The sequence below is a fragment of the Xanthomonas hortorum genome, from assembly GCF_040279205.1.
In the GTDB taxonomy this organism is placed as follows: Bacteria; Pseudomonadota; Gammaproteobacteria; order Xanthomonadales; family Xanthomonadaceae; genus Xanthomonas; species Xanthomonas hortorum_F.
In genome coordinates, this window is record NZ_JBEOLS010000065.1 from 20,547 (window position 1) to 27,126 (window position 6,580).

General features: G+C 59.5%; 2 protein-coding genes and 3 pseudogenes. All 5 read left to right on the forward strand.

Going from position 1 to position 6,580, the window contains the following annotated elements; translation table 11 throughout:
- Positions 1-91 precede the first annotated feature (91 nt).
- Positions 92-1,236: pseudogene (locus ABS769_RS19270) on the forward strand (IS3 family transposase).
- A 124-nt stretch (positions 1,237-1,360) separates the two neighbouring features.
- Positions 1,361-1,990, forward strand: a complete 630-nt coding sequence (locus ABS769_RS19275; protein ID WP_317062787.1) for an imm11 family protein — start codon at positions 1,361-1,363, stop codon at positions 1,988-1,990.
- A gap of 322 nt (positions 1,991-2,312) precedes the next feature.
- Positions 2,313-3,722 (forward strand): annotated as a pseudogene (locus tag ABS769_RS19280) (hypothetical protein); the annotation flags it as partial.
- 46 nt (positions 3,723-3,768) lie between these two features.
- Positions 3,769-4,416 (forward strand): DUF1629 domain-containing protein, encoded by a 648-nt coding sequence (locus ABS769_RS19285; RefSeq protein WP_317062786.1) that lies wholly within the window; start codon positions 3,769-3,771, stop codon positions 4,414-4,416.
- 633 nt (positions 4,417-5,049) lie between these two features.
- Positions 5,050-6,453 (forward strand): annotated as a pseudogene (locus ABS769_RS19295) (hypothetical protein); the annotation flags it as partial.
- Positions 6,454-6,580: the final 127 nt, after the last annotated feature.

Genomic DNA, 6,580 nt, shown 5'->3' on the forward strand with positions numbered 1-6,580 from the left:
TGTTAGCAACCGTTATCACTTTTCAATGTGATACGCCCAGGGTTTCCTAGACATCCCAAGGCCATGGAAACTGGCTGATTCGGAGGTGTCCATGAGCAATAAGCGGTATACGGATGAGTTCAAGATCGAGGCGGTCCGGCAAGTGACCGATCGTGGGTTCAAGGTGGCGCAAGTTGCCGAGCGACTAGGTGTCACCACGCACAGCCTCTACGCCTGGCTGCGCAAGTTCGGCAAGCCTGGCGTGGTGCAGCGCGCCGAGATGGACCAGAGCGCCGAGGTTCGGCGGCTGAAGGCCGAGTTGCGCCGGGTCACCGAGGAGCGCGACATCCTAAAAAAGGCCGCCGCGTACTTTGCCAGGGGGTGAAGGCAAAGTACGCGTTCATGCAAGACCATCGCAGGGAATTCAGGGTGTGCGCGATGTGCCGGGTGTTGCGCGTCAACCGGGCGGGTTATTACGCGTGGTTACGCTCGCCCGACAGTGAGCGCGCCAAGGAAGATGAGCGCTTGCTTTGACTGATCAAGCACCACTGGCTGGCCAGCGGCAGTGTCTATGGGCATCGCAAGATCGCCCAGGATCTGCGCGATCTGGGGGAACGTTGCAGTCGCCATCGGGTGCATCGGCTGATGCGCACTGAGGGACTGCGAGCCCAAGTGGGCTATGGTCGCAAACCGCGCTTCCATGGAGGAATGCAGTGCAAGGCGGCGGCCAACCTGCTTGACCGACAGTTCGACGTGACGGAGCCGGACACGGCCTGGGCGAGCGATTTCACCTTCATCCGCACGCATGAAGGCTGGATGTACCTGGCCGTGGTGATCGATCTGTTTTCCAGGCAGGTCGTCGGCTGGGCGATGCGCGATCGGGCCGATACCGAGTTGGTCGTGCAGGCCTTGTTGTCTGCGGTGTGGCGGCGCAAACCCAGCGCTGGTTGCCTGGTTCATTCGGACCAAGGGTCTGTCTACACAAGCGATGACTGGCAGAAGTTCCTGGCGTCCCATGGCTTGGTGTGCAGCATGAGTCGGCGTGGCAACTGCCACGACAACGCACCCGTGGAGAGCTTCTCCGGCCTGCTCAAACGCGAGCGGATCAGGCGGCGGATCTATCCCACCAAGGACGCCGCACGCGCTGAGGTATTCGACTACATCGAGATGTTCTACAACCCCAACCGTCGCCATGGTTCAACTGGCGACCTGTCCCCTGTAGAGTTTGAACGGCGCTACGCGCGACGAGGGTCTTGAGTGTCTACGGAACCCTGGGCGTATCAGCAGGCGGGACATTGCCGAGGAGTACGTCCGAGACGTCCCTTCGATCTCAAGCGAACAGTTTGCTACGCTTGAGCGGGAGAGTGTCTTGGAGCAAAAAGTGTCTACTCAGAATGCACCCAGGAAAGGCGAGTTCTATCTCCTTAGGTCCGACATGCGTGGCGGCGGTCGCGGGCATGGCGTGGAGTTCGAGAATGAAGATGCTGTGCCGTTTTCCATTGCTTACAGCCAGCCTGGGGAGGACGCGGGCCTTGCTGCATTGAAGGAAACCCCGCGCCTGCGCTACGACAGTCGTATCGGCGATATGCCTAATGACATGCACGATGGATTCAAGGACTACTGGCTGGTCTCAGAGCCGCTGAAGCTGATCCTTGAAGCTGCGGACCCGGAAGGCTTTGCCTTCGCGCTCTGCGACTTCCGATTGGAAGACGGTACTCCAGGAGCACCGCACTATCTTTGCGAGGTAGTGCGGATTATCGACGCCATCGACGAGGAGGCATCCACCGTCAAGGTGTTGACTGGGTATCCAAATGGAAAATATTACAGGGTTGCTGGTGGCGCCAACTTTGCATTCAGGAAAGAAGTGGTTGGGTCAGCGCACATTTTCAGGACACCTTATACATCAGATGCCTTTTGCGATCGGTTCTTGCGCGACACCTTGATTGCGCAGGGATTTGGCAAATCGCCCAGGACGCGCGGCGTCTGGTTGATAGACGCTTTCGGCTGCTGAGCGATGAATCTTTGAGCGCTTGATGGAGTGAAAGCAGATGCCGGCCAGTAACGTCATCCTTGAGAGTCATCATGTCATTGAAAATGTTGTCTTTCGCGATCATAACTTGCTAAAAAAGTTGGCCGATCATGACTTGATCGACAAGGATGTATCGATCAATCGACTGTATCTTCCGGTAGAGGGGAAGCTGGCCGACGAAATCGAAACATCGCCCCACCGAGGACGCACGCGCAGCTCTTACACAAAAGCGATCGTTGGTTATCTTAATGAAATCCGTGACTCACCAGAAGGTCGCGTAGCAATGTCCAATGACGCTGCTGCATTGAAGCGCGTCGCCGCCCAAGTCCACGACCTGCAAGACACCCTCAAAATCGCCCTGATCAATCGCGATATGTTCGCAACTACACCGGAGCACTTGACCAAGGCCCAAACGAACGCGCAGAACCACAGCACTATTTCCGAATACGAGCAATACCGCGCCGCCCACGCCGACCAGTTGAAAACGCTGCGTTCGATGAGCAATGTCGAATCCGAATGGGCCGCGCTCACCCACTCCGAGCAGCGGATCGCAAAGGTGATCGATGACGCACGCACGACGGGCAAACATCTGGTCGCGGTCCCGAATGAACGCGATGCCATCATCCGCGAGATCGCCGGTCGAGAAGAATTGCGCATGGCGATTGGGCACGCCGAAGATGCCGGCCGAATAAGGCTATCCGAATCCAATGCGGCCTTGGTCCAGCAGGTATTGGATGACACGCCGACAACCATCGACGGTACCGCACGCAGCATTCGCCAAGGCGCAGCCGCTACACCGCCTGCGCCGTACACACCAGTCTCGCAACGCGGCTTCGCCACCGCAGAGCTGCTCGCAGGCGATCTATCCGCAGGCCAGGCGCTGCGCACCGCCGGACTGCTCGCCACCGCCGCCGACACGGTGATGACCGGCCAACGCGCCACACACTTACTCGGCCAGGACAACCCACTCGCTGCGCAGTCGGAGCTTGCGCACTTCGCTGGCCGCAACATCGGCGGCTGGGCCGGCGGTACCGCCGCTGCCTACGCGCTGGGTAGCTCGGGCGCCGGGCCGATGGTGCTGATCGCGGCCGATGCATATCTCTTGAGTACCGCTGGCGAGAAGGCCGCCGCGTTGCTCGACAACCGCGCCATCTATACCCAGACCGATCGCAAGGGCACGCAGTGGTCGTTCAACGGCACCGCCTGGGCGCGTGAGGGCAAGGCCGACACTACCAACGACGGGGTGGACAACCCCACCGCGACGCCGATCGTCGCAAGCTATCAAAAAGCGCGCGAACTCAATTACCAGGCCACCAACGCCGCTGCGGCGTTGGCCTTGAAGGATGCGCCCGTCGCGCAGGATCCGTATCGCCAGCCGGCCAATGCCACTGACCGTCCCAGCCTGAGCAACGCCAACTGGCGACGCGATGCAGCGGACGGCCAGTGGCATCGGCTGGTCAAGGCCGAGATCTCTGGCGCCAATGATCGCGGCAGCTACGTGCAGGAAACCGCCTTGCCGCACCGCAAAGCCGAACTGGACGCGCAGGCGCAGGACGTCATCGCCCGCAACATCGCCAACAGTCCCGGCGCGATCGCTGCGCGCTACGAACTGGCGCACCACCGCAGCGGCTGGGCGGCCGATGGCCTGCCGATGTCGCCGGCGGTGCTCGACCCGGATGCATTGACCGCCTCCGACGGCCAGCGCTATTGCCGTGGCGCAGTTTGCTACGCTTGATCGCAAAAGTATCTTGGAGAAAAAAGTGTCTACCCAGAATGCACCTAAAAAAGGCGAGTTCTACATCCTGATGCCAGATCTTGAATACGGTCCTGAACTCGGAGTGGTGTTGGAAAACGTTAAAAAACTACTCGTGCCCCCCAGATTGATTCTGAGGCCGAATGAAGGAGGCTTTCCTCCACTTTCAGAAAGACCACGCCTCATCTACGATCCATCGAAGGGTGTTATGCCTAAAGACCTGGAAGCAGGTTTCAGTGGCTATTGGCTCGTTTCCGAGCGTTTACACCAGGTTTTTTCAACCATCGATCCAGAGGGGTTTAGCTTCGTAGAGTGCGATTTTTTGATGGCCAATGGCGCTCAGGGTCCTAAACACTTCTTGTGCGATGTGGTGCGAGTGCTGGATGCACTCGATGAGGGGCAGTCGGAAGTGGAGATAGAAGTTAGCGACGATTTTGTGAATGGAAAATTTTACGATCTAACTGGGGGCGCGAGCTTGGCTTTTCGAAAAGATGTGGTTGGGGATTCTCATATATTTCGAACACCTTTCTCCGCTGACTACTATGTAATTTGCGATCGCACGTTGTTAGATGCAGTACGTGAAGCCGGTATCGGCACGAGAGAATCTCCTGATGGACTTTGGTTTCGGGACGCTGCTGATTGGAAAGACGCTTAATTTCGATAACGGAATTCCGTCATGCCTAGACGTACGATTTTTCAAGAGCACCATATTGCTGAGCAGCAAACACTTCGCAACAGTCCGTTGCTTGAAATACTTCAACAGAAAAAAGCATTCAGTATTAATGCTGATCGCAACCTGATTTATATGCCGAGTGAGCCAACACTTGCGCGTGTCCTGGGGCTTTCACCACATAGCGGCGGACCTATTAAAGACTACCAAGATGGCTCCTTGGCCCGGCTGGAGCGTTTGTCGCGGACAGTTGACGGTCAGTTGGCACTTACTGGCGATCCGGGTGCCATCGCGAGAATTTCCCCCAAGGTCGATCGACTTATCGATACGATGAGAGTTGGCTTGGGGAATGCGGATCTCTATACCAATGCCCCAATCGGTATGGTTGCAGACGACATGCGTCCTGGCATCAATGCGTTTTTCAAGGGCGCCTTGAGCTACGAAGAGAAGCTTGCATCTCAGATCGACGCAGTTCCAACGCTACAGAGACCCGAGCTCGGCTGGTCATCAATCGTCCACTCCGAACAGCGTGTCATATCTACACTTCAGTACGTAGAGCAATCCACCGCAAACCTCACCAAAGGCGGCGATCCAGAGATCGGTAGAAATTCACTTTCCCAAGCGATTGCCCAAGCTCATGCAAATGGCCGCCTGACGCTCTCCGACCAAGGCATCCTGCAGGTCGAAAACGTTCTTGGCGAAGAAGCAGCACGGCCGCTGCGGATACCGCCAGGCCAACGCGGCTTCGCCACCGCAGAGCTGCTCGCAGGCGATCTATCCGCAGGCCAGGCGCTGCGCACTGCCGGCCTGCTCGCCACCGCCGCCGATACGGTGATGACCGGCCAACGCGCCACTCAGCTTCTTGGCCAGGACAACCCGCTCGCCGCGCAATCGGAGCTTGCCCACTTTGCCGGCCGCAACATCGGTGGCTGGGCCGGCGGTACCGCCGCTGCCTACGCGCTGGGTAGCTCGGGCGCCGGGCCGATGGTGCTGATCGCAGCCGATGCGTATTTCTTGAGTGCCGCTGGCGAAAAAGCCGCCGCGTTGCTCGACAACCGCGCCATCTACACCCAGACCGATCTCGAGGGCACGCAGTGGTCGTTCGATGGCCGCGCCTGGGCGCGTGAGGGCAAGGCCGACACTACCAACGACGGGGTGGACAACCCCACCGCGACGCCGATCGTCGCAAGCTATCAAAAAGCGCGCGAACTCAATTACCAGGCCACCAACGCCGCCGCCGCGCTGGCTTTGAGGGATGCGCCCGCTCCGCAGGAACCGTATCGCCAGCCGGCCAATGCCACTGACCGTCCCAGCCTGAGCAGCGCCGCCTGGCGACGCGATGCAGCGGACGGCCAGTGGCATCGGCTGGTCAAGGCCGAGATCTCTGGCGCCAATGATCGCGGCAGCTACGTGCAGGAAACCGCCTTGCCGCCGCGCAAAGCCGAACTGGACGCACAGGCACAGGACGTCATCGCCCGCAACATCGCCAATAGCCCCGGCGCCATCGCCGCGCGCTATGAACTGGCGCACCACCGCAGCGGCTGGGCGGCCGATGGCCTGCCGATGTCGCCAGCGGTGCAGCAAGCGCTACCCGACCCGGATGCGTTGACCGCCTCAGACGGCCAGCACTATTACCGCAACATGGATGGTCAATGGACCAGCAACGGTCCCCCACCCGATGGCAATCGCGTGCTGGAACTGGAAACCACGCGCGCGATGCTGCAACCGGCACTGGCCGAGCATGCGCAGGCGATTGCCGCCATCCGGCAATCGCCGCCGTCAGTGCAGGATCTACAGCGCGAGGAAACGCAATACCGCTATCGCATCGTCGGCACCGAGTTGCAGCCGCAATGGCGCGAAGCGATCGAACTGGCGACGCAACGCACGCGTGCAACCGAAGGACTCACTGGCGATAGCGCAATGCAGCTGCAGCGCGGGCCGGGCGGTCAGTTCGGGGCCGATAGCCCCATCGCCCATCTCCAGCGTGGCGCCGATGGCGTGGACCGGATTGCGGCCATCACCCGACGTCCACCCAATTTTGAGTAGCGCCTCAGTTTGGAGTCCAATTCCCTACCCCGAGGAGATTGGACGTGAAGAAACGTTTTACTGACGAGCAGGTCATCGGCTTTCTGCGCGAAGCCGAAAGCGG